This is a genomic window from Vineibacter terrae (genome assembly GCF_008039615.1).
In the GTDB taxonomy this organism is placed as follows: Bacteria; Pseudomonadota; Alphaproteobacteria; order Reyranellales; family Reyranellaceae; genus Vineibacter; species Vineibacter terrae.
In genome coordinates, this window is the sequence record NZ_VDUZ01000043.1 from 42,040 (window position 1) to 61,461 (window position 19,422).

At 68.7% G+C, this 19,422-nt stretch carries 17 protein-coding genes; 8 read left to right on the plus strand and 9 right to left on the minus strand.

Annotated elements, in window-relative coordinates; translation table 11 throughout:
* Positions 1 to 573: 573 nt before the first annotated feature.
* Together FHP25_RS30050 and FHP25_RS30055 are read right to left on the minus strand one after the other, a co-directional pair.
* Entirely contained in the window at positions 574 to 891 is a 318-nt protein-coding gene (locus tag FHP25_RS30050) for a hypothetical protein (RefSeq protein WP_147850681.1), read from the minus strand.
* Positions 892 to 1,162: 271 nt separating this feature from the next.
* Positions 1,163 to 1,885, minus strand: coding sequence for a phosphatase PAP2 family protein (locus FHP25_RS30055; protein ID WP_147850682.1), 723 nt, complete (start codon positions 1,883 to 1,885; stop codon positions 1,163 to 1,165).
* Between the two features lie 207 nt (positions 1,886 to 2,092).
* On the opposite strand from FHP25_RS30055, the gene FHP25_RS30060 reads away from it, so the two are divergent.
* Positions 2,093 to 2,875: a phytanoyl-CoA dioxygenase family protein gene (locus FHP25_RS30060; protein WP_147850683.1), complete on the plus strand. Its 783-nt coding sequence runs from the start codon at positions 2,093 to 2,095 to the stop codon at positions 2,873 to 2,875.
* A 61-nt stretch (positions 2,876 to 2,936) separates the two neighbouring features.
* On the opposite strand, the gene FHP25_RS30065 is transcribed toward FHP25_RS30060, so the two are convergent.
* On the minus strand, positions 2,937 to 4,079 hold the full coding sequence (locus tag FHP25_RS30065) for an acetamidase/formamidase family protein (protein WP_147850684.1): 1,143 nt from the start codon (positions 4,077 to 4,079) through the stop codon (positions 2,937 to 2,939).
* Between the two features lie 91 nt (positions 4,080 to 4,170).
* On the opposite strand from FHP25_RS30065, the gene FHP25_RS30070 reads away from it, so the two are divergent.
* Positions 4,171 to 4,452: a hypothetical protein gene (locus tag FHP25_RS30070; protein ID WP_147850685.1), complete on the plus strand. Its 282-nt coding sequence runs from the start codon at positions 4,171 to 4,173 to the stop codon at positions 4,450 to 4,452.
* A 509-nt stretch (positions 4,453 to 4,961) separates the two neighbouring features.
* On the opposite strand, the gene FHP25_RS30075 is transcribed toward FHP25_RS30070, so the two are convergent.
* From FHP25_RS30075 to FHP25_RS30085, 3 genes are all read right to left on the minus strand, one after another.
* The gene (locus tag FHP25_RS30075; protein ID WP_147850686.1) at positions 4,962 to 5,342 is read right to left on the minus strand and encodes a hypothetical protein; all 381 of its coding nucleotides are present in this window, start codon (positions 5,340 to 5,342) and stop codon (positions 4,962 to 4,964) included.
* Between the two features lie 321 nt (positions 5,343 to 5,663).
* Positions 5,664 to 6,917: a radical SAM protein gene (locus FHP25_RS30080; protein WP_147850687.1), complete on the minus strand. Its 1,254-nt coding sequence runs from the start codon at positions 6,915 to 6,917 to the stop codon at positions 5,664 to 5,666.
* 174 nt (positions 6,918 to 7,091) lie between these two features.
* Positions 7,092 to 7,817 carry an SAM hydrolase/SAM-dependent halogenase family protein gene (locus tag FHP25_RS30085; protein WP_147850688.1) on the minus strand — a complete coding sequence of 242 codons (726 nt, stop codon included), beginning with the start codon at positions 7,815 to 7,817 and terminating at the stop codon, positions 7,092 to 7,094.
* A 389-nt stretch (positions 7,818 to 8,206) separates the two neighbouring features.
* Between FHP25_RS30085 and FHP25_RS30090 the strand changes: the two genes are divergently transcribed.
* A complete protein-coding gene (locus FHP25_RS30090) occupies positions 8,207 to 9,517 on the plus strand; it encodes an adenylate/guanylate cyclase domain-containing protein (protein WP_178133890.1) in 1,311 nt (436 codons plus the stop codon).
* Between the two features lie 177 nt (positions 9,518 to 9,694).
* Here the strand turns inward: FHP25_RS30090 and FHP25_RS30095 are convergent, their stop codons facing one another.
* On the minus strand, positions 9,695 to 11,404 hold the full coding sequence (locus tag FHP25_RS30095; RefSeq protein ID WP_178133891.1) for an N-acyl-D-amino-acid deacylase family protein: 1,710 nt from the start codon (positions 11,402 to 11,404) through the stop codon (positions 9,695 to 9,697).
* A 231-nt stretch (positions 11,405 to 11,635) separates the two neighbouring features.
* Between FHP25_RS30095 and FHP25_RS30100 the strand changes: the two genes are divergently transcribed.
* Together FHP25_RS30100 and FHP25_RS30105 are read left to right on the plus strand one after the other, a co-directional pair.
* Complete coding sequence (locus tag FHP25_RS30100; protein WP_147850691.1) at positions 11,636 to 12,598, plus strand: hypothetical protein; 963 nt, start codon at positions 11,636 to 11,638, stop codon at positions 12,596 to 12,598.
* A 79-nt stretch (positions 12,599 to 12,677) separates the two neighbouring features.
* Positions 12,678 to 13,124 carry a hypothetical protein gene (locus FHP25_RS30105; RefSeq protein WP_147850692.1) on the plus strand — a complete coding sequence of 149 codons (447 nt, stop codon included), beginning with the start codon at positions 12,678 to 12,680 and terminating at the stop codon, positions 13,122 to 13,124.
* Between the two features lie 50 nt (positions 13,125 to 13,174).
* Here the strand turns inward: FHP25_RS30105 and FHP25_RS30110 are convergent, their stop codons facing one another.
* Complete coding sequence (locus FHP25_RS30110) at positions 13,175 to 14,056, minus strand: hypothetical protein (protein WP_147850693.1); 882 nt, start codon at positions 14,054 to 14,056, stop codon at positions 13,175 to 13,177.
* A gap of 202 nt (positions 14,057 to 14,258) precedes the next feature.
* Here FHP25_RS30110 and FHP25_RS30115 point away from each other — a divergent pair, with 202 nt between their 5' ends.
* Positions 14,259 to 15,182 carry a hypothetical protein gene (locus FHP25_RS30115; protein WP_147850694.1) on the plus strand — a complete coding sequence of 308 codons (924 nt, stop codon included), beginning with the start codon at positions 14,259 to 14,261 and terminating at the stop codon, positions 15,180 to 15,182.
* A gap of 56 nt (positions 15,183 to 15,238) precedes the next feature.
* Complete coding sequence (locus FHP25_RS30120; protein ID WP_147850695.1) at positions 15,239 to 15,703, plus strand: SRPBCC family protein; 465 nt, start codon at positions 15,239 to 15,241, stop codon at positions 15,701 to 15,703.
* Between the two features lie 6 nt (positions 15,704 to 15,709).
* Here FHP25_RS30120 and FHP25_RS30125 read toward each other — a convergent pair whose 3' ends face one another.
* A complete protein-coding gene (locus FHP25_RS30125; protein WP_147850696.1) occupies positions 15,710 to 16,606 on the minus strand; it encodes a polysaccharide deacetylase family protein in 897 nt (298 codons plus the stop codon).
* Between the two features lie 152 nt (positions 16,607 to 16,758).
* Here FHP25_RS30125 and pepN point away from each other — a divergent pair, with 152 nt between their 5' ends.
* Positions 16,759 to 19,413: an aminopeptidase N gene (gene pepN / locus FHP25_RS30130; protein WP_147850697.1), complete on the plus strand. Its 2,655-nt coding sequence runs from the start codon at positions 16,759 to 16,761 to the stop codon at positions 19,411 to 19,413.
* Positions 19,414 to 19,422: the final 9 nt, after the last annotated feature.

The window sequence follows — 19,422 nt, forward strand, 5'->3', positions numbered from 1 at the left end:
CAGCGCAGCCTTTGGCCGCAACCAAGCGGAAGGACCGCTTCATGGTGAGCCTGTCGAACCATGAAGCGCCGTACCACTGCTCGTGCGACGCCTTCATGGTTCGACAGGCTCACCATGAGGCTACTTAAATCACCGTAACTTGCGAAGATTTCTTGAGGTCAGTAGTACAGAGGCAACACAGAGAGAAAATCATTGCGCGCCTTCGGCGCGCGATGATGTCTTGCTCTGTGTGAACTCTGCGTCTCTGTACTATTGACCTCAAAAATCTTCGCAAGCCGCGGTGATTTGAGCCGGCTCGCTGTCACCCTGAGCGCAGCGAAGGATCTTTTGGGCGGTGCTATCGCACAGGCCCGTCGCTGGCGCATGGTGCGTCGATGGTTCCGGCCGTGCGAGCCGATGGTCCAAGAGATCCTTCGCTGCGCTCAGGATGACAGCGAGCCGGCAACATGCAGCGTGCCCGCTGGGTTGCGGCCAACGGCTGCGCTGTGCCTCTGTGGTTCGTCTTTCGATAGTTCCGCCGGCAACGCCACATGTGATCGCCCTGCGCCAGACGGGGATGGCGCCAGGGATTGCCTACGTCGTGTGTGGCAAGTCCAAAATCCGGCGCGAGGTCATCGACACGATGCCGGCGGCGATCCAGATCGCGCCCGCCACCAGCTTCACGACAAGGCCCGCCGTCCCATCGGCCACCAGCCCGAGGGCGATGTTGAGGACGCCAAGGACCAAGCCGATCCAGCTCATCACCGTGAGCTGGCGCCGGTACTTGGCGACGAACTCGGCATGGTCGCCCTTGAAGTTCTTGCGCATCCAGCCGCCGCGCACCTTGCGGGTCTCGATCGGAGTCCAGATGCACACCACCACCGCCGCCACCAGCGCGATCAGCTCGAGCATCCCCGCCTCCCCTGCTGCACGGCCACAACATACATCGTCATGTAGAAATATAAAATGCGGCTGCGGGCGCGCCGCGCTAGGACCGCGCGGCGCGTGGGGTCGCCGCGCGGTCCAGCACCCGATGGCGGGTGGGGTTCAGGTGGTCGCCACCGGGATATCGCGGCACGAAGCCACAACGGGTTGACGAGAGCGTTACCTACGGGATGCGGCGCCGCGGTTCCCATTAAAACTTCTAAAATAAAATATGCCCGGTGGCGCCGGCTGTGGATCGTCAGGCGCCGGCGGGCTCGATCTGGCCGCGGCGCTGCAGCCACAGCGCCACCATCCAGCACAGCGTCGCCCAGGCGGCGCCCAGGCACCACCCGGCCAGCACGTCGGTGGGCCAGTGCACGCCGATATAGACCCGGCTGTAGCCCACCATCAGGGTGAGGATCACCGCCACGACCAGGAAGAACGGCCGGGCCCGGCGGTCGGTCTCCACCCGGGTCAGCAGGGCGCCCAAGGTCAGGTAGGTGACAGCCGACAGCATGGCGTGGCCGCTGGGAAAGCTGGCCGACAGCTCGACCGGCGCGCCAGGCACAAGATCGGGCCGGGTGCGACCGACCAGCGCCTTTAGCATATTGCTGAGCCCCAGGCCGCCCAGCACGGCGACCAGCACGAACAGCGCCGCGTGGCGCTTGCGCACCAGCACGAGGTAGCTGACGGTGAACACCACGATCAGGCTGAGCACCGCGATGCTGCCCAGCGCCGTGATGTCGAGCGCCACCGCCGGCAGCCAGTGCGGGCCGACCGTGGCGGCGGGATCGCCGGGCTGGCGGAAGGCCAGCAGCACGGCGCGATCGAAGGCGGCGGTCTCGCCTTCGATTACCTCGTCGGCGATCGCCAGGAATCCCAGCAGGCCGCCGGTGACGATGGCCAGGGCCACCAGCAGGCCGACCTCGTCCTTGATCAGCCGCCAAGTGGTCGCCCAGAACGGGCTGCGCAGGATGTTCATGCCGCGGTGATGCCGGCTCACCCGGCGGGGGTCAACGCCCGGATGCAGCGCCGGGCTCGACATGACGGATTGTGCCCGGAAATCTGGACTGCGCTCCCGAGCGCAGCGAGGGTGAAGATGTGTGAATACGTATCCTCCGGGGAGAGGATCAAGCCACAGACCACGACGGCGGCGCAGGGTGCCGCTTTTTGGGTGAGGGTGGATGGCATGTCGGATCTCGGCTTGAACGACGCGCAGATCGAGCAGTTCATCGCCGACGGGTTCGTGCGGATCGAGGCGGCGTTCCCACGCGCGGTCGCGGACGCGGCATGCGCGATTCTGTGGCCCGCGACCGGCTGCGATCCGGACGATCCGTCGACATGGACGCGGCCCGTGGTGCGGCTGGGATACCACGGCCAAGCGCCCTTCACGGCGGCCGTCAACACGCCGACGCTGCACCGCGCGTTCGACCAGCTGGTCGGACACGGGCGCTGGCGGCCTCGAGGGGATCTCGGAACATTTCCCGTACGTTTCCCCGTGCCCGGCGATCCCGGCGACACAGGCTGGCATATCGATGTCAGCTTCGGGCCCGCGGGTACGGATTACTTCCACTGGCGGGCCAATATCGCCTCGAAGGGACGTGCGCTTCTGATGCTGTTCCTGCTCAGCGATGTCGGTCCGCATGACGCGCCGACCCGTATCCGTGCCGGCTCGCACATCGATGTCGCGCGGCAGCTTGCCCCTGCGGGCGAGGATGGACTGTCGCTTGCCGAGCTGGCGTCGAGCGGCTTCGCCGAGTCGGCGGCGCGGCCGGAGGTGCACGCCACGGGCACGGCCGGCACGGTCTATCTGTGCCACCCCTTTCTGGTGCACGCCGCCCAGCAACATCACGGCACGCAGCCGCGGTTCATGGCCCAGCCACCGCTGCATCCGGCGGAGCCTCTGCGCCTGATGCGCGACGACGGCGCCTACGCGCCGGTCGAGGAAGCGATCCGGCGGGCGCTGGCGTAGCCGAGACTGAACGCTCGGGCGAAGTGAGCGCCCGGAATGAGAGGACCGATCTGATCGGCGCTCAGCGATCGAACACGTCCAGCGGCAGCACGGCGGAGACGGTCATGTTGGGGACGTCGACCACCTGGCTGATGCGCAGGTCGACGGCGACGCTGGCCAGGCAATAGGCCTGCTCGCGCGTGAAGCTGTAGGCATCGGCGATGTAGTCGATCATGTTGACCAGCGCGTTGCGCGCCGCCAGCGTGATGTCCTCCGATTCGGCGCGGCCGTCGGCGCGCAGCGACATGCCGGTGGTGGCGTAGTAGCCCTTGCTGGGCGTCACGCCGTGGGCGCCGTGCACGCCGGCGGCGCCGTGATGCGCATGGCCGGGCAGCTTATAGGACGGGTCGCGCTGGCCGCGGCGCCCGGCCTCGCCCTTCAGCACCTCGAAGCGGGCCACGAAGGTGGCCGAGGTCTCGACCGCGGTGCCGCAGGATTCGCCATCGCCCTGCGCGAAATGCGCATCGCCGACCGAGAACAGCGCCCCCGGCACCTGCACCGGCAGATAGAGCGTGGCGCCGGCCGTGAGCTGCTTGATGTCGAAATTGCCGCCGGTTTCGTGCGGCGCGATGGTGCGGATCGCATGGCTGGCGATGCCTTCGGCCGTCGGCACGGCGCCGACCGCGTCGGGCGGCAGCGCCATGCCGCCGCGGCCGGCCAGCTCGGCCTCGCGCGCCACGATGCGCTGCAGCAGCTCGTGCGAGGGTGCCACGCCCATCACGCCCATGAACGGCGCGCCGGCGATGCGCACGCCGGGGAGCTGCTCGGAACGCGCGAAGCCGTCGGCCATCTCCCAATGCACGAGGAACGGCGTGGCGAAGAGATCGCGCAGGAAGCCGAAGCCCGGCAGGATCATGGTGAAGCCGCGGCTGGCCGGCAGGACCTGCTCGATCCTCACCGCCAGCAGATCACCGGGCTGCGCCCCTTCGACATGCACCGGCCCGGTCAACGGATGGATGCGGCCCATCTCGATGCCGGCGAGGTCGGCCGCCGTGGTGCGCGCCGTGATCTGGCCGTCGAGGCCATCGAGCGTCTCCATCTCGACCGTCGAGCCCGAGGCGATGCGCACGGCTGGCGCGATGTCCGGATGCCAGCGGTTGTGGCCTTTGTCGGCCTGGCGCGCCAACGGCAGCGCCGGATCGATGTGGATGTGGTTGTGCGCCATGTGTCCCCCCGCTTTCGCGACACATCGTTGTCTGCGCGGAAGGTGAATGCAATTGAAATGCCACGGCAGGCCGGGAGCCAATGATGACGTCATGCGTTGTCCCGCCATGGCGCCGGTGAACCGACTTGCCGCAAGGCTGCGCGATGCCGTGCACAAAGCCGCCGAGGGAGACATGCGGCGGTGGATCCCGCTGCGCGACATCCAGCGCAAGCTGCGGGTGACCGACGACGCAATCGGCCAGGCGGCTGCGCGCCATGCCGCCGACGAGGGCTGGGTGCAGACCATCGGCGGACGCGACGTGCACAGCGTGCGGCTCACGGCCGAAGGCGTGCGCCTGGGCAACAAGATCAGGATCAGGCTCGAGGCGGATTGAAAGGCACACTACTTTCATTCCGCGAGTAGCCTTCCGTCATCCCTAGCGCCCCTTCGACAGGCTCAGGAGAGGGATCTCCTGCGAGGGATGCACAGCGCAGCCGTTGGCCGCAATCAAAAGACAGGGCTCGCCACGCGCTCGCTGTCATCCTGAGCGCAGCGAAGGATCTTTTAGACCGTCGTTTCGCACGGGCACGCCCCGTCGAGACGACGTACGCCACCATCGTTCCCGTGCCATAGAACCGTTCAAAAGATCCTTCGCTGCGCTCAGGATGACAGCGAGCAGACTCAAATCGCCGATGACAATCTCCCTATCGGCTGCGGCCTGCCAGCCCGAGCAGGGCACCGACGACGAACAGCACCAGGAAGATGAAGAACGGATGCGCGACCGCTTCTTGCGGCCAAGCAACGTAACGGCCGGCGGCGGGTTCCTGTTCGCAGCAATGCCGCAGTCTACCGGATTCTGCGCTTCGTGCAGGACTATGAATGCAGGACGGTGAAAAATGCGCCTCAGGACGAAAGCCGCAGCCACGCGGAGCGCATGGCGCTCATCGCGCTGCCGCGGTGCGTGGCCACCGGCACGGCAGCGACCGCCTTGGCCGATCCTGGCGCCTGCGCCTTGGCCAGGTTCGCGACCAGCTCTTCCATCATCACCAGCACGCGCTCCATCGCGTCCTGCATCTCGGCCATGATGTGATCGGACCATGCCGCATCGAGGCCGGGCACGACCTGGCCGCGCAGATTGGCGCGCAGGGCCTCATTGGCAGCCTTCATCTTGCGTTCGGCATCGGGCACCTGCGAGATCGCCACGGCGTACATGTTGGCGACCAGGTACTCGATGGCCGCCAGGCGCATCTCAAGCTTGAACAGCCGTTCTTTCGTCGTGTCCATCGCGGTCCTCTCGGAGGGAGCGCAGAGAGAATGGATTTGAGGCGCGGAGGCTGCCGGGGGGTGGATAAAAAATGCTACGGCGCAGATTGGTCACAGGACGGGTGGCGCAGCCCGAGCCGGTCATCCCGAGCGCAGTGAGGAGCCGGGTGCCGTGTCTGAAACCTTCGCCTTTGACTCGAGATGACACCGTGATCGCTGTCGGTCGTTCAGCTTCGTTGAAGCGGCCAGATCAGAAACAGGCGCCGCTGGAGCGGCGCGGCCCGACACGTATGATGGTACCGTGTGCGATGGTCTGCGTCCGGCCTAGCAGAGGCAAAGCTGCTAGAGGCTGATGGCGTATCGTCCGTCGAACGTGGCGGTCTCGAACGCAAGCCCCAGCTCGCGCGCGCGATGCCAGGATTGCGCCAGCTCGGCAGACAATGGCGGCCGGGCAATCCCCGCGTATTGCGGGCGGTACTTGTCGCTCGCCGGATCGCAGAAATTGTCGGGATGGTACTGCGCCATCACGTTCACCGGCGCGGCCGGCATGTTCCCGGCGATCCATTCCAGCACCGGGAACGTGCAGCAGTCGACGTGGTTGGGCATCACCAGGTGGCGGATGGTGAAGTCCTCGTCCCATTCGGCGAGCAGCGCCAGGTTGCGCGTCACCGTCTCCCAGTACCAGGGCGTCTTCGCCAGGGACATCGCGCAGCGGCCGGGGCCGAACTTGAAATCGGGCAGCCAGGCATCGATCAGGACGCGCAGGATCTTCATGCTCTCAGGTGTCACGAAGAAGTTGCTGTTCCACAGCATCGGCACATTGAACTTGCCGTTGTAGGCGGCGGCGGCCGGTCTTTCGTCGAAGGCGGAGAAGCGGTCGGCCTTGGTCTGGCGCGCCCGCGCCAGCTCGGCAGGCTTGGGCGTGAAGTCGCGGCCCAGCAGCGCGATGGCATCGACGATGGCGTGCAGGTGGATCACGACCTCGCCGCCCACCCAGTTGATGTTGTGGCAGCCTTCGCGGCGCAGCGTCCAGGCCATCGCCGCGATCACACGCGGGTTGGCCTCCACGCCATTGTCCTTGTCGGTGCTGATGTCGCCGTTCTGGCAGAAGGCGCAGCGCATGTTGCACGAGGTGAAGAAGATCGTGCCCGAGCCCTGGGTGCCACGATAGAACAGCTCCTCGCCGGTGTGATGGAAATGCGCGCTGACACGCGACCCCGCGGCCAGCTTGCAGGCACCGAGCTTCGTGCCCGCGGCGCGATCGACGCGGCAGTCCCACGGGCAGAAATTGCAATGGGCGAGCATTCGGTAGGACAGCGCCCGGCACAGCTCCAGGAGGCTCGGGCCCGGCGCCGGCGTCGGCAGCGGCGCCCCGGCGCGGATCGCCTGCCAGCGTTCGAGGAAGAGCGGCGTGAGGCGGTCGAGCTCGACCCACAGCGCATCCTCGCCGCTGGATGCGAGGTCGAGCGGCGTCGGCAGGGTCGCGGCGATGCGGAACTTGGCGGGGCGATAGTTCTCGGCGACGGCGACATACCACGACAGCGCCCTGCGGATCGCGGGGTCTTCCCAGATGCGCAGCCTGGGCAGGTCGCTCATGGGGCGGCTCGAGTCGTGTGGACGACAGCATAGGCGGAAATGCCCCGGGTGGGAATCGGCCTCGCCTGCTTGCAGATGAGGCTTCGAAGGCGGCACCCGGTCTGTGGGCCCTCACCTTCCCATCGTGCTGCGCACGATGGGCCCCTTCCTCTCCCGCGCAGCGGGAGAGGAGATTCATGAGATCGTGACAGGCGCGCCGATCGTGAGGCCAAGCGCGTGGTCGGCGCGGCCCTGGTTGACGGCGATCTCGACCAGGCCGTTGGAGTTCTCGTACCACAGCGCGGTGCCGGGCGGCTGGTCGCCGAAGGTGCGGGCGCGCGGCAGGGCGCGGCCGCCAACAGCGAGCGTCGCGTCGGGCGCCAGCACGGCGGCGCGCAGGCCGGTCATGGCGTTGCCGTAGTGGTCGACATAGACGATCTCGGCGAGATCGTCGGGCCAGTCAGGGAAACGGTCCGAATCGTCATGGCGCAGGCGGCCGGGCGGCTGCTCGCCGCGCGCCAGCGCCGCGGCCACCGGGGCGAAGAGATCACGGCCATGGAAGCTCGCCGACAGGCGCTCGGGCTGCCAGGAAATGTCCCAGCGCTGCGCCTCGACGGCACGGCGCTGCACCAGCTCGAAGAGGCCGTTGCCGGGACCGACGAACCACTTGCCGTCGGCCACCAGCACCAGCGGCGGCCGCGTCCCGCCGACACCGGGATCGACGACGCACAGGAACACAGTTTCGATCGGGAACCAGGCGGCGTAGGCCGCCAGCAGGTAGGCCGAGGCACGCGGATCTCCCGCCGGTGCGTCGGTGAAGAGGTCGATGATGGCCCGGCCCGGCGTCATCTGGTGCAGCACGGCCTTCATCTGGCCGGTGTACGGGCCGTGCAGGCCGAAATCGGTGAACAGCACGAACATGCGGCGACAATCTCCGGCTCGTCGGACACCCTCGGCAACCAGACCCGGGAACGGCCGGCATGTCCATCATGAAAGCAAATCACACAGACGCACAGGCACAGAGACGGCACAGAGGTAAGACATTGCACGCCTTTGGCTTGGTCGCGTCTTGCTCTGTGCAATTTTGGAAAGCCGGTGCCGGTCACGTCGGCGTGACAACGCAGGCCGCCGGCGGAATATATCAGCAGCACTGCCGTTCTTTCGTTCGCACACGTACGACGCGCGGTCCAAAGGGCCGCTTATGACATCGACAAGGAGATCTGATTGGCCGCGTGGGCTTGCTGATGATACCCCGCGATGTCAAATATGAGTGCGCACACACTTACAATATACTGACACGGGGCCCCCTCATGAGCAGCACCACACCATCCGTATCGCCGCCCCTTGTCGAGCGGGTCGCCGCCTGGCTGCGCGAGCAGGCGCTGACCGATACCGACCTTGCGGCCGTGGTGCAGGGCTGCTGCGAGCGGCTGCAGGGCGCCGGCCTGCCGATCACACGCGTCAACGTGGTGTTCTCGGTGCTGCATCCGCTCTATCGCGCCGTGGGCTTCACCTGGCACCGCGGCCTGCCGCTGGAGGCGCACACCTACGCTCACGCCACCGACGGGGCGCAGCCGGACTACTTCCGCGAAACGCCCTACTACCACCTGCTCAAGCATGAAGTGGAGCATGTGCGCTGCCGGCTCGACACCGACGGGCCGGCCGGCTTCCCCAGCCTTGAGAAGCTGCGCCGCGAGGGGCTGACCGACTACCTTGGGTTCGCGCACAACTTCGCCAGGGCCAAGGGCCAGGGCATGCTGGGCTCGTGGTCGACGGCGCAGCGCGGCGGCTTCAGCGACGGCGAGATCGCGGCATTGCTGGCGGTGCAGTCGTCGCTGGCGATGGCGTGCCGGATGGCGATGCTCAGCGGTGTCGCCAAGAGCGCCCTGTCGACCTATCTCGGCGCCAATGCCGGCGAACGGGTGCTGGCCGGGCAGATCCGGCGCGGCGACGGCGAGACCACGCGCGCCGCCATCGTCTGGGGCGATCTGCGCAACTCGACGCGCATGGCCGACCAGCTCGGGCGCCAGGCCTATATCGACAACCTCAACGCGTTCTTCGACGCCACGGCCGGCGCCGTGGCACGGGCGGGCGGCGACATCCTGGCCTTCATGGGCGACGGCTTCCTCGGAATCTTCCCGTGCGACCGCAGCCGCAAGGAATCGCGCGAGGCCTGCCGCCGGGCGCTGGCCTCGGCGACAGCGGCGATGGACGCGATGAGCGAGACCAACCGGCGGCGCGCCGCCGACGGCAAGACGGCGCTGGGCTACGGGCTCTCCCTGCATGTCGGCAGCGTGCTGTTCGGCAATGTCGGGCTGCCGGAGCGGCTGTCGTTCTCGGTGTTCGGCTCGGCCGTCAACGAAGCGGCACGGCTGGAGACGCTGACCAAGAAGTTCGCGACGCCGATCGTGGCCAGCCGCGCGTTCACGACCGATTGTGGCGGCACATGGGAGAAGCTGGGCCGCGAATGCCTGCGCGGCGTCGACGCGCCGATCGGCGTGTTCCGCCCGGCGCGGCTGCAGGCGACGGCGCTGGCCGGCATCGAAAGCCCAATCCGCGCCGCCAACGACCAGCCCTGCCAGGCGCGCGCGGGACGCCGGCGCGGACCGCGGGCGGCGTGAGCGTCTTCTCCTCTCCCGCTTGCGGGAGAGGAAGGGGCCCATCGCGTCAGCAGCCTGCCCTGAGCCCGCCGAAGGGATGGGAAGGTGAGGGCCCAAGCACGAGGCGCCGAGTGCGTAGGCCCTCACCCGCCGGTTGCTGCGCAACCGTCGACCTCTCCCGCTCGCGGGAGAGGTTAGCTACGCGCGGCGCAGCAGGCGGCCGGGCCTGGCGCCGGTGTCGGCGCCGTGCTCCTGCGTGACGGCGCCGCCGACCACGACGGCGGCGATGCCCTGCGCCTTCTGCACCAGGCGACGGGCGCCGCCGGGCAGGTCGCGCTCGACCACGGGCAGCAGCGGCCGCACGCTCTTGTCGTCGAACACCACGATGTCGGCAGCCATGCCGGGGCGCAGCAGGCCGCGGTCGCGCAGGTCCCAGGCCGAGGCGATGTCGAAGGTCATCTTGCGCACCGCCTCCTCCAGGGTGAAGGCGCCGCGCTGGCGCACCCAGTAGTTCAGCATGTGGGTCTGCAGCGAGGAGCCCATCTCCTGCGCCACATGGGCGCCCGAATCGGAGAAGGTGGCCAGGGTGCGCGGATGCTTCAGCAGGCCCAGCACCTCGTCGGGCCGCTCGTTCACCAGCGGCTGCACGAACACCTGATCCTCGTTGGCCGCCATCAGGTCGAGCATCGCCTCGAGCGGATGCGCATTGCGCCGCCGCGCCAGCTCGCCGACCGAGGGCTCGTCCCAGTCGACGCCCTGCAGGGCGAAGAGGTTGTCGTAGTCGGGCTTGCGCGGGTCGGTGGTGGCGGCGCCGCCGCCCTGGAAGACGTTGTCGCGCGGCTTCATCTGCGCCTCGGCCTCGACCAGCGCACGGCGCGTCTGCGGATCGGCGAAACACCTGACCTGCTCGGCGATCGGCAGCGCCCGCACCGCCTGCCAGGCCGGCAGCACGTCGAAGGGCAGATAGGATTTGGGCGAGAAGATCGCGTTGATCGAGCGCGTGGTGGTCTGGCCCCAGACGCGGGCACCCTGGGCGGCGACGTCGTCGAGCCATTGCGTCTGGTACTGCCAGGGGTTAGGCGCCTCGCCCTGGCGCGTGGCGATGGTGCCGAACATCACCGGCCGGCCCAGCGCCAGCGCCAGCCCGCGCAGGCGCTCGAGGAAGGCGCGCTGGCGCGCCCCCGAGGTCGTGTCGGGCGCGATCTGGAAGATGCCGGCATCCGCCTCGGCCAGCACCGACGCGATGCGCTCGACCTCGGACCAATCGGCGACGCGGCTGGCCACCGGCACGTCGCCCGGCGCGGTGTGGGTGGGCGAGCGCGAGGTCGAGAAGCCCATGGCGCCCGCCTGCAGCGCCTCGCGCACCAGCGCGCGCATGCGCGCGATGTCGTCGTCGGTGGCGGGCTCGGTCATGGCCCGTCGGCCCATCACATACATGCGGATCGCCGAATGGCCGATATAGGCGCCGTAGTTGATGGCCTTGGGCAGAGCATCGACGGTGTCGAGATATTGCGGGAAGCTTTCCCAGCGCCAGTCGACGCCGGCCATGATCGCCTCGGTCGGGATGTCCTCGACAGCGGTGAGGCAGCGCGCGAACCACTCGCGCTCCTGCGGCCTGCAGGGCGCCAGCGCGAAGCCGCAATTGCCCATCACCACCGATGTCACGCCGTGCCAGCATGAGCATGAGCCCAGCGGGTCCCATGCCACCTGCGCGTCCATGTGGGTGTGGCCGTCGATGAAGCCGGGCGCCACGATCAGGCCGTCGGCATCGAGCGCACGGCGCGCCGGCGCCTTGATGCGGCCGATGGCGGTGATGCGGCCGTCTGAAATGCCGATATCGGCGCAAAAGCGCGGGCCGCCGGAGCCGTCGACCACGGTGCCGCCCCGGATGAGCAGATCGAGCGTCATGGCGTTTCCTCGTGCCGTTGGTTGGCCCGATGATAGGGCGGCCCGGGCTGCGCGCAAGACGGCGGCGCCGGCGATCATGCAGGGCCTGCCCTGCGATGCCATGACGTGCCCCGACACGCCCCCGGCCGGCGCTGGCCGGCTTGCCTATCCTGCCGGCAGGCTGGAGGCAGGCATGGGCGCGTGTTACGTGATCAGCAACGGTGGCCGCTGCTGCTATATCGAGTTCGAGACGTGCGCGCCGGCGCCATCAGCACCAGCCAGAACTGGCGCCAGCGGCCGCCCTTCAACAAGAGCCTGCTGGAGAACATCATCGGCACCTGGGTGCGGATCGCGCCCGTGAGCTCGACCTATGGCGGCGCCCGCATCCCGGGCGGCGGCAGCATCACGGCGACGGTCTTCCTGGAGGACCAGAACCACCGCCAGATCATGCAGCTCGACCGCCTGCCGGCTGTCGGCGAGACGGCCAGCGGCGTCATCATCCGGCCCGACGGCTGGCGCGATAAGATCGTGATCGCGCGCATGGCGCCGCGGGTCGACCCGGCGAAAGCCTGGATCGGCGCCGGGCTCAAGGGCGGCGTGACCGTGGTCGCCGGCGGCAAGGAGGCGCTTGTCGGCTCGCTGTGGAACCTGCACAGCGCCGACCTCGGCTTCCCGTTCGTGGCGACGGCCAGCCGCGTCGGCCTGGGCGCCGGCGCCAGCGGCGGCGTGGTGCTGTGCCTGGGCTACGGCTTCGACAGCCCGCAGGGCGCGCTCGGCATCGGGCTGGGCGGCTGGGACTTCAACCTCAGCCTGGGCGCGCGCTGGTCGGCCTGGCTCAAGAGCCAGCGCCTGGCCAATCCCAAGACCGCCGGCGCGCTGGCCAAGCTGATCCGGGCCCTGACCCAGGTGCGCACCTCGCAGATCAAGAGCCTCGACAGCCTGATGCAGCTCACCTCGGGCTTCGTGCACAACGAGGGCATGATCAACCTGTTCAAGAACCTCGTCGGCCTGAGCAACTTCGACGACCGCATGAAATGCCTGATCACCTTCGACCTGCCGGCATCGGGCGGGCTCGAGGTCAGCATCGTCTACACCGACGGCAGCGTGGTGGCGGTCGACGGGCCGTCGGCGGCGAAATACATCGGCTCGCTGCAGCCGGCATCGTACCAGCCGCGCGAGCCCCGCTACGGCAGCGGCAACCGCCCGGCGTATTGACGCCGCCACCCGGCTGCCGGTTGCCAGGACGCCCCCAGGCCGTCACGCTGCGGCCGGCAGAACATGCGGGGAGCGGGGCATGGGGGAGCGGACGCCGTCGCCGGCGATGGCGATGGCGGCGGCACCGGCGCGGTCGGGGCTGTGGCGGGATTCGCGGGGCGTCTACGTGCTGGGATCGCTGGCGGCGACCCTTCTCGAGGCCCTGGTGCTGATCATTGTGGTGTGGCCGGCCTCGGCCGGCTGGGGCGGCGGCGTGCTGCTGGCGCTGATGCTGCTGGGCACCGGCGCGGCGCTCGTGCTCGCGCCGCTGGCGTCGTGGATCGCCTGGTCGGCGACGCCGCCGATGGCCGCCGCCTTGCGGCGCTGGCTGCAGCTGACGGCGATCGCCAGCCTCGTCTCGCTGGCAGTGCTGGTCCTGGTGCTGAGCGCGCGGCGCGCCGCCGACCTATGGCTGTGGTATGCGGCGCCGGTCGCCGGCCTGCATGCCTGGTGGAGCGGGCTGTTCCTGCTGGGGCGGCGGCGCTGACCGGGGGCGTCCCTTCTCCCCGGACAGCATGCCGCAAGCAGCTGAAGCGGCTACGCCGCCTGGTCCTTCCTGAACCCCGTCTTCTTCTTCCAGATCCGTCGCGCCGTCCAGGCGTAGCTGTCGGCATTCTCCAGCCACCGATCGTCGGTGATGACGTCGTTGGTGTTCTTCTCCCACCCCGACATCGGGCGCAGCTTCTTGGTGCGTCCTGGCAGCGTGATCTCGCGCTGGTCGTTGGCCCCGATGATGCCCAGGTCGCGGGCCTCATCGAACTGATCGGCAGGCAGCTTGGCAAACGATCCATCCTTGTAGAGGACGTCCTTGGTGTTGGCGAACTTGTGCGACGCCTCGTGCACGACGGTGCGGGCGACGGTGTCGGGCGGCTCGCCCTTGACATAGTTGAGGTTGAGCTCGATGTCGCCGATCGCCTGCTGCCACTGCTTGTGCCCAAACTCGTCGGTGAACCCGAAATTGCGGCGGATCGGGCTGGCGCCGTCGCGCTTGACCTGCTCGAGCGCCACGCGCGCCTTGGTGGTGGCGCTCATATGCTCGATGATGATGTCGCAGCTGCGCAACGACAGGCCGGTGTTGATGGTCTGGTAGACCCAGCGGATGCGGTCGATGCGGCTGAGCTGCTTGCGCCGCGCGGACTCGTTGGCTGCGTCGATCTCGATATGGAAGTACTTCAGCAGCGCCGGCGCGACGACGATGACGTCGGTGTCCGTGGCCGCCCCTGACGGGTTCACGCGCCAGGCGCTGTCAAAATTCAAGAGCGCCCAGGACGCCGCCGACACCATTTCGGTGGCCATGTCGAGAATGCGCTTCATCTTGTTCTGGAACAGGCCATCGTTGGCCAGCGTCGCGGCCTCGCCGGAATTGACGACCCCGGCGGACGCGACAACCTTGAAGTTGCGGTGGTTGAGCAGCAGCATCTCTCCCCTCCAGTACCGCCCTGACGACGATTTCCTGCGGCACGGCAGGCTGTTTCCGCGGCAGGGCCGGCTGGCGCCATCTTGCGGCGCATTTCGCACTGCGTAAGGCCCCACGTCCGGAAGGCACTGGATTTCCGCGTCTTTTCCTGGAAGATCGGCCGGGAAATTCACCGGCGCGGTGAGCCGGCGGCCAGGGGGGCTCGTGGCGCGGGAGATCGACCGCAAACTGCGACTGACGGCGGCGCTGCTGGGCACCGTCACGCGCAAGGACCTTGCGGCTGCGTTCCGCCGGGTCAACCCGGCAACGGCATTCGACGTCGAGCGCGCCAGCAAATGGCTGCAGGGCCGCGCCCGGCCGCGCGAGCAGCAGGTCTACGAGGACTGGGCCAAGCTGGTCGATCTCGGCCGCGCCGGGGCATGGATCGCCGAATGCGACAGCGAGGCCTTCCTCGACGCGCTCTGCGCCCGCCATCAGCGCGACCCCGACACGCTGCGCCGGCACGCCGACGGGGCCGACGGACCGGCCGGCCATCATCATGAGCACGACGTCTCGCTTGCCGGCATCTACGCCTGCTACTCGCACGCATGGTCGCCGTACTTCCACGGCCGGCTGATCCGCGGCGCGCTGGCGATCGTGCCGGCGGCGCAGCGGCTGTCGGCAAGCTACGCAGAAACCCTGCCGACCGGACGGATGCAGGTGGACGGCCCGGTCACGATCAGCAAGCGCGCCCTGCTCATGGACCTGCGCGACCAGGGCGGCATGCAGTTCCTGTTCTGCCTGTTTCCCCCGACACCGCCGGTCAGCGTGCTGGCCGGCTTCATGTGCGGCGCGACGATCATCGGCCCGCACGCCCAGCCGTCGGTGACGCGCATCGCCATGGTGCGGCTGCCGGCGGCGAGCGCGCGGCTGCGCGATACGGACGCCTATCTTCCGGCCCAGGGGTCGGTGGCCGGGGACCTGGCGGCGCTGGGCGTGTCCGTCGCCAGCCCCGACCTCGCCGACCGGCACATGACTGCCTTCCTGGCCGGCGGCCAGGGCGGCGGCCTCGACCAGATCGCGGCGGATGCCTACGCGGCGCTGCTGGAGGTGTTCGACCGCACGTGGTTGACGGCCGCGGCGGGTTGAACCGCGCTGCGCGCCTTCCTATAGTGAACCATATGGTTGAGCAACAGGAGGAGCGCATGACGAGCCTGACGCAGGCGCCGGTCGCCACGGCCGGAATGCTGATCCGCAAGCCGGTGGCCGAGGTATTCAACGCCGTCGTCGATCCGGCGGTGACGACGCGCTTCTGGTTCACCAAGGGCAGCGGCCGGCTGGAGGCCGGCAAGACGGTGCGGTGGGACTGGGAGATGTACGGCTTCGGCATGACCATCGACGTGAAGGCCGTCGACCAGGACAGGCGCATCGTGATCGCCGGCTTCGGCGACGCCACGGTGACGTGGGACTTCACGCCGCGCGCCGACGGCACCTACCTGTCGATCACCAGCACCGGCTTCACGGGCGACGGCGATGCCCAGGTGAAGGCGGCGATCGATTCGACGGAAGGCTTCACGTTCGTGCTGGCCGGGCTGAAGGCATGGCTGGAGCACGGCATCGCGCTGAACCTGATCGCCGACAAGTTCCCCGACGGGCTGGCGGGGAAGTGATTCTCCCTACGGCATCACGCCTTCGGGCAGGGCGGCGCAGTGATCGAAGATGGCGCCGGGGCGGGTGAGCCAGACCTTGTCGCGCTGGGGATGATCGACGATGTGGCGCAGCGCCTCGCGCAGGGCGCGCAGGCGATAGGGCTGGCCGAAGATCATGGTGTGCAGCTCGATGCCGCACACCAGCGGCTGCTTCGCCGACTGGCGCAGCATCTCCTCGAACTGGCCGACGATGAAGGCGCAGAACTGCTCGGGCGTGTGGTGGCGCACCAGGATCTGCGGCGAATCGTTGATCTCCAGCGAATAGGGCACCGACATCAGCCTGCCGGCGCGGGTGCGCAGCCAGACCGGCTGGTCATCGCAGGGCCAGTCCATCAGGAAGTCGAAGCCGGCTTCCTTCAGCAGGTCGGGCGTGACGTGGCTCTGCGACATCCACGGCCCCATCCAGCCGCGCGGGCGCTGGCCGGTCTTTTCCTGGATGCGGTCGCGCACATAGGCGATCAGGCGGGCCTCGTCGGCCTCCCACATCTGGCCCTGGCGCTCGGCGTTGGTGCGGCCGTGGCCGATGAACTCGTCGCCGCGCGCCACGATCGGCGCGATGATGTCGGGGGCGTAGTCGAACACCGTGGTGTTCACCAGATGGCAGGCAGGCAGCGCCAGCTCGTCGAGGAGATCCAGCAGGCGCCAGACGCCGACGCGGTTGCCGTAGTCGCGCCAGGCGAAGGTGCGCGGATCGGGTGGCGGCAGCTCGCTCGACAGCGCATGGCCGATGCCGGCGCTGTAGGCGAAATGCTCGATGTTGAGCGCGACATGCACCGCCAGGCGCTTGCCGCCGGGCCAGTCGTAATCGGTCCGCTTGACGATCGGCGAATAGTCGTAGCGCCCGTGATGCGGGATGCGCAGCATGCTCGTTCCTCCGGTCATCGGTCGGTACGAGGGTATTCAATTGTCATTCCGAGCGCAGCGAGGAATCTCCTGCGAATGGAGACTCCATAATCGGAAGATCCCTCGCTACGCTCGGGATGACCGACTGGACCAGGCACAATTCCGAGGAAGGCATGACCGAACCGCAGCCCACGGCGATCCACCGCCAGGACTACACGCCGCCCGACTACCGGATCGAGACGGTCGACCTCGAGTTCGATCTCGAGCCGTCATCGACGCGGGTCAAGGCGCGGCTGGCGATCACGGCGGCGCATGACCGCAGCGGCGGCGCCCGCCCGCTGGTGCTGCACGGCGATGCGCTGGAGCTGGTGTCGGTGGCGCTCGACGGGCGCGTGCTGGGCGCCGGCGACTATAGGCTCGACGACAAGGGCCTCACCATCGCCGCGCCGCCGCCGGCCTTCACGCTCGACATCGAGACGCGGATCGATCCGGCGGCCAACACGCAGCTCTCGGGGCTCTACGTCTCCAGCAACGTGTTCTGCACCCAGTGCGAGGCCGAGGGCTTCCGCCGCATCACGTACTTCCTCGACCGGCCCGACGTGATGGCCACCTACCGCACCACCATCCGCGCCGACCGCGCCGCCTATCCCGTGCTGCTGTCCAACGGCAACCTGGTCGAGCAGCGCCAAGTCGAGGGCGGCCGCCACGTCGCGGTGTGGCACGACCCCTTCCCCAAGCCCAGCTACCTCTTCGCGCTGGTCGCCGGCGACCTCGCCTGCAACGAGGATCGCTTCACGACGCGCTCGGGCCGCGACGTGACGCTGCGCATCTTCGTGGAGCACGGCAAGCAGGCGCGCACCGGCTACGCCATGGACTGCCTCAAGCGCGCCATGCGCTGGGACGAGGAGCGCTTCGGCCTGGAATACGACCTCGACCTGTTCAACATCGTGGCCGTCAGCGACTTCAACATGGGGGCGATGGAGAACAAGAGCCTCAACGTCTTCAATGACAAGTACATCCTGGCCGATCCGGAGATCGCGACCGACGCCGACTACGCCGGCATCGAGACCGTGGTGGCGCACGAGTATTTCCACAACTGGACCGGCGATCGCATCACCTGCCGCGACTGGTTCCAGCTCAGCCTCAAGGAAGGGCTGACCGTGTTCCGCGACCGCGAGTTCTCGTCCGACATGCGCTCGCGGCCGGTGAAGCGCATCCAGGACGTGCGCAGCCTGCGGGCGCGGCAGTTCCCCGAGGATGCCGGCCCGCTGGCGCATCCGGTGCGGCCCGACTCCTACATCGAGATCAACAACTTCTACACCGCCACCATCTACGACAAGGGTGCCGAGGTGATCGGCATGATGCAGGCGATCCTGGGCCAGGACGGCTTCCGCAAGGGCATGGACCTGTACGTGCAGCGCCATGACGGCCAGGCCGTCACCTGCGACGACTTCGCCGCCGCCATGGCCGACGCCAACGGCGTGGACCTCGGCCAGTTCAAGCGCTGGTACAGCCAGGCCGGCACGCCCGAGCTGGCGATCGAGGGAAGCTACGACACGCGTGCCGGCGCCTACGAGATGACGGTGACGCAGCGCTGTCCGCCGACGCCGGGCCAGCCCGACAAGGCGCCGATGCACATCCCCCTGGCCATGGGCCTGCTCGACGCCCAGGGCCAGGACATCAGGCTGCGGCTGGACGGCGAGACCGCCGATGCCGCTGCGCCCGGGCGCGTGCTGGCGGTGACCGCGCCGCGCCAGACCTTCCGGTTCGTGAACGTGCCGCAACCCAAGGCGCTGTCGGTCAACCGCGGCTTCTCGGCGCCGGTCAACGTCACCCTGGCGCAGGGCGGCGCCGAGCGCGCCTTCCTGATGGCGCATGATTCGGATGCCTTCGCGCGCTGGGAGGCAGGCCAGCAATTCGCCACCGACCTGCTGCTGCGCCGCGCCGGCGAGATCCAGCGCGGCGCACCGACGCCGTTCGATCCCGCCTTCGTCGAGGCGGTCGGCCAGATCCTGCGCGACGAATCACTGGAGCCGGCGTTCGCGGCCGAGGCCATCGCGCTGCCGGGCGAGGACTACATCGCCGAGCGCATGGACATCGTCGACGTCGAGGCGATCCATTCAGCGCGCGAGGCGCTGCGCCAGGCGATCGCCACCAGCCTGCGCGCCGACCTCGAGCGCATCGTGGCGGCCAACGCCAGCCCCGGACCCTACACGCCCGATGCGGCGGCGGCCGGGCGCCGGGCGCTGCGCAATGTGGCGCTGGGCTACCTCGCGGCATCGGCGGCGGAAGCGCCCGGCACGGCCGACCGGCTGCTCGCCGCCTATCGCGCCGCCGACAACATGACCGACCGCATGGCGGCGCTGCGCCTGCTGGTCGATCTCGACGGGCCGCAGCGGCAGGCGGCGCTCGACGATTTCCACGACCGCTTCCGCGACGATGCGCTGGTGATCGACAAGTGGCTGGCGCTGCAGGCCCTCTCGGCGCTGCCCGACACGCTGGCGCGCGTCACGGCGCTGCTCGGCCATCCGGCGTTCGCGCTGGAGAAGCCCAACAAGGTGCGGGCGTTGATCGGCAGCTTCACCGCCGGCAATCCGCTGCGCTACCACGCCGCCGACGGCTCGGGCTATGCCTTCCACGCCGACCGCACGCTGGCGCTCGATCCGATCAACCCGCAGGTCGCGGCACGCCTGCTGGCGCCGCTGGGGCGCTGGCAGCGCTTCGATGCCGGCCGGCAGGCCAAGATGAAGGCGGCGCTGGCGCGCATCCTGGCGGCGCCCAAGCTGTCGCCCGACGTCTACGAGATCGCCTCGAAATCGCTGGCGTAGGCGCCTGGG

What these genes read in the sequence shown, in the direction of transcription:
- FHP25_RS30050 (WP_147850681.1), bottom strand. Translation starts at nt 891, where the DNA reads ATGCTCGAGCTGATCGCGCTGGTGGCGGCGGTGGTGGTGTGCATCTGG.
- FHP25_RS30060 (WP_147850683.1), top strand. Translation starts at nt 2,093, where the DNA reads ATGTCGGATCTCGGCTTGAACGACGCGCAGATCGAGCAGTTCATCGCC.
- FHP25_RS30125 (WP_147850696.1), bottom strand. Translation starts at nt 16,606, where the DNA reads ATGCTGCGCATCCCGCATCACGGGCGCTACGACTATTCGCCGATCGTC.
- FHP25_RS30120 (WP_147850695.1), top strand. Translation starts at nt 15,239, where the DNA reads ATGACGAGCCTGACGCAGGCGCCGGTCGCCACGGCCGGAATGCTGATC.
- FHP25_RS30085 (WP_147850688.1), bottom strand. Translation starts at nt 7,817, where the DNA reads ATGTTCGTGCTGTTCACCGATTTCGGCCTGCACGGCCCGTACACCGGC.
- FHP25_RS30110 (WP_147850693.1), bottom strand. Translation starts at nt 14,056, where the DNA reads ATGCTGCTGCTCAACCACCGCAACTTCAAGGTTGTCGCGTCCGCCGGG.
- FHP25_RS30090 (WP_178133890.1), top strand. Translation starts at nt 8,207, where the DNA reads ATGAGCAGCACCACACCATCCGTATCGCCGCCCCTTGTCGAGCGGGTC.
- FHP25_RS30095 (WP_178133891.1), bottom strand. Translation starts at nt 11,404, where the DNA reads ATGACGCTCGATCTGCTCATCCGGGGCGGCACCGTGGTCGACGGCTCC.
- FHP25_RS30105 (WP_147850692.1), top strand. Translation starts at nt 12,678, where the DNA reads ATGGGGGAGCGGACGCCGTCGCCGGCGATGGCGATGGCGGCGGCACCG.
- FHP25_RS30065 (WP_147850684.1), bottom strand. Translation starts at nt 4,079, where the DNA reads ATGGCGCACAACCACATCCACATCGATCCGGCGCTGCCGTTGGCGCGC.
- FHP25_RS30055 (WP_147850682.1), bottom strand. Translation starts at nt 1,885, where the DNA reads ATGAACATCCTGCGCAGCCCGTTCTGGGCGACCACTTGGCGGCTGATC.
- FHP25_RS30075 (WP_147850686.1), bottom strand. Translation starts at nt 5,342, where the DNA reads ATGGACACGACGAAAGAACGGCTGTTCAAGCTTGAGATGCGCCTGGCG.
- pepN (WP_147850697.1), top strand. Translation starts at nt 16,759, where the DNA reads ATGACCGAACCGCAGCCCACGGCGATCCACCGCCAGGACTACACGCCG.
- FHP25_RS30070 (WP_147850685.1), top strand. Translation starts at nt 4,171, where the DNA reads ATGCGTTGTCCCGCCATGGCGCCGGTGAACCGACTTGCCGCAAGGCTG.
- FHP25_RS30080 (WP_147850687.1), bottom strand. Translation starts at nt 6,917, where the DNA reads ATGAGCGACCTGCCCAGGCTGCGCATCTGGGAAGACCCCGCGATCCGC.